The organism is Streptomyces sp. PA03-1a, from assembly GCF_033792805.1.
Classification (GTDB): domain Bacteria; phylum Actinomycetota; class Actinomycetes; order Streptomycetales; family Streptomycetaceae; genus Actinacidiphila.
This window is the reverse complement of the sequence record NZ_JARAVO010000465.1, coordinates 1-1,744: the sequence shown is the minus strand read 5'-3', so window position 1 is coordinate 1,744 and position 1,744 is coordinate 1. Positions and strand designations below refer to the sequence as shown.

The following is a 1,744-nucleotide window of genomic DNA, read 5'->3' as shown; positions in this document are numbered from 1 at the left end:
CAGCACCAACTCGGCCTTCGGCCGTCCCGTCCTCGCCATCCGCCCATCATGACGAACCACCACCGACTTACGCAGCGAAACAACGACTCAGGACACTAGTGGCCGCTCCCCCACGCAGGCCTTCCCGGCCGGTCCACCTCGGCCGTGGGCAACTGCGATGTATACGATCTCCCTCTGCGCCGGAAGGCGGGGCTGCTCACATCGACGTGGGCGACGGCGGCAACTTCCCTTCCCCTGACCGTCTCAGGGCTGCCGTAGCGCCTGACCAGCCTCGGCGAGGCCGCCTGTCGGGCGCGGCCCACGACATTCGGTACGGCCGGCAGATGATCCCGTTCCTGACCCGCTGACCCGCGCGGCTCGTCCTCGTCGTCGCCGCCCGCGCCGTTGCCGTGAGCCTCGGATGGTACGGCAGCAGGACCGTGTGGAGACTCCGCAAAAAACCGTTAGGCGGACGAGGAGCCCACTGCTACATTTCCGGAGGCCGTGCGAGAGATCGAGGAGGTGGTACCCGTGAACGCAGTATCGACATGGGTGCTCCCCTCCGGGGTCACGGTCGGACGGTAGAGCAGGTCGTCCGGGAGCGCCGTTCCAGCGCACTCCCGAAAGGCACGACCATGCATTTCACTTCCGAGCAGCGCCTCGACGACGGCGTCCTCGAACGCGAATTCACCCTCGGCGAGATCCCCGGCATCCTGTGGACACCCGCATCCGCATCCGCACCGGTGCCGCTGATCCTGCTCGGCCACCCTCCCCTTGGGCTGCGCAAGATGTACCCCCGTCTGGTGGACCGGGCCCGGCACTCCGCGGCGGAGGGCTTCGCGACGGCCACCATCGAGCTCCCCGGGAGCGGTGACCGGCCCCGTTGGCCCGCCGCCGAGCAGGCCCGCGCCGACCTGCGCCGGGCGATGGAGGCCGGCGAGCGGGTCAGCGACGAGATCGTCGACGCCCTCATCCTCCCGCTGGTCGACAAGGCGGTCCCGGAATGGCAGGCCGCCCTGGACGCCCTCCTGTCGCTGCCCGAGATCGGCGGTCCGGTCGGGTACTCGGGGGGAGTCATCTCCATCGGCATCCGGCTGGCGGTGGTCGAGCCGCGCATCGTGGCCGCCGGTCTCTTCGCCGGGAGTTTCGTGCCTCGCGCCATGTTCGAGGAGGCCCGCCAGGTCACCATTCCGCTGCACGTCCTCCTGCAGTGGGACGACGAGGGGAACGACCGGCAGGCAGCCCTGGACCTGTTCGACGCCTTCAGTTCCAAGGAGAAGTCCTTGCAGGCCAACATGGGCGGGCACACCGGCGTCCCGCAGTTCGCGGGAGACGCCGCGGCCCAGTTCTTCACCCGGCATCTGAAGTGAGGCCGAGCCGTCAGACCGGCAACAGACGGTAGCTGAGGTCGGCCGGCATGCAGTTCGCCACAGCGTGGCCCCTGCTGAACTCTCGGCAGGGGCCCGTGTCGCCCGAAGCCAGGAACTGTTCGATTCTTCAGACTGTGGGGAGGGTCGGTTCAGGACCCGCGTCAGTCGGTGGCGTGCGCGGCGGCGTATTCCTGATCGGCGACCGGAGTCAGCCAGTGCACGACGTCGTGCTCGGTGTCGCTCTCGTTGATGGCCAGGTGGACCACCAGCCGCTTCGGCGCTGCGCCGTGCCAGTGTTCCTCGTCGGCCTCGCACAGGACGCGGTCGCCGGGGCGGATGACCTCGACGGGCCCGCCGCGGGGCTGGCCCGCCCCACCGCCCAGATCACGTTCTCC

At 69.4% G+C, this 1,744-nt stretch carries 2 protein-coding genes; one reads left to right on the top strand and one right to left on the bottom strand.

What is annotated here, in order from left to right:
* Nucleotides 1-614 precede the first annotated feature (614 nt).
* On the top strand, nucleotides 615-1,349 hold the full coding sequence (locus PV341_RS44915; RefSeq protein WP_499516426.1) for an alpha/beta hydrolase: 735 nt from the start codon (nucleotides 615-617) through the stop codon (nucleotides 1,347-1,349).
* Nucleotides 1,350-1,510: 161 nt separating this feature from the next.
* Here PV341_RS44915 and PV341_RS44910 read toward each other — a convergent pair.
* Nucleotides 1,511-1,744 (bottom strand): cupin domain-containing protein (locus PV341_RS44910; protein ID WP_500361016.1); only part of this gene is annotated, 234 nt, incomplete at its 5' end.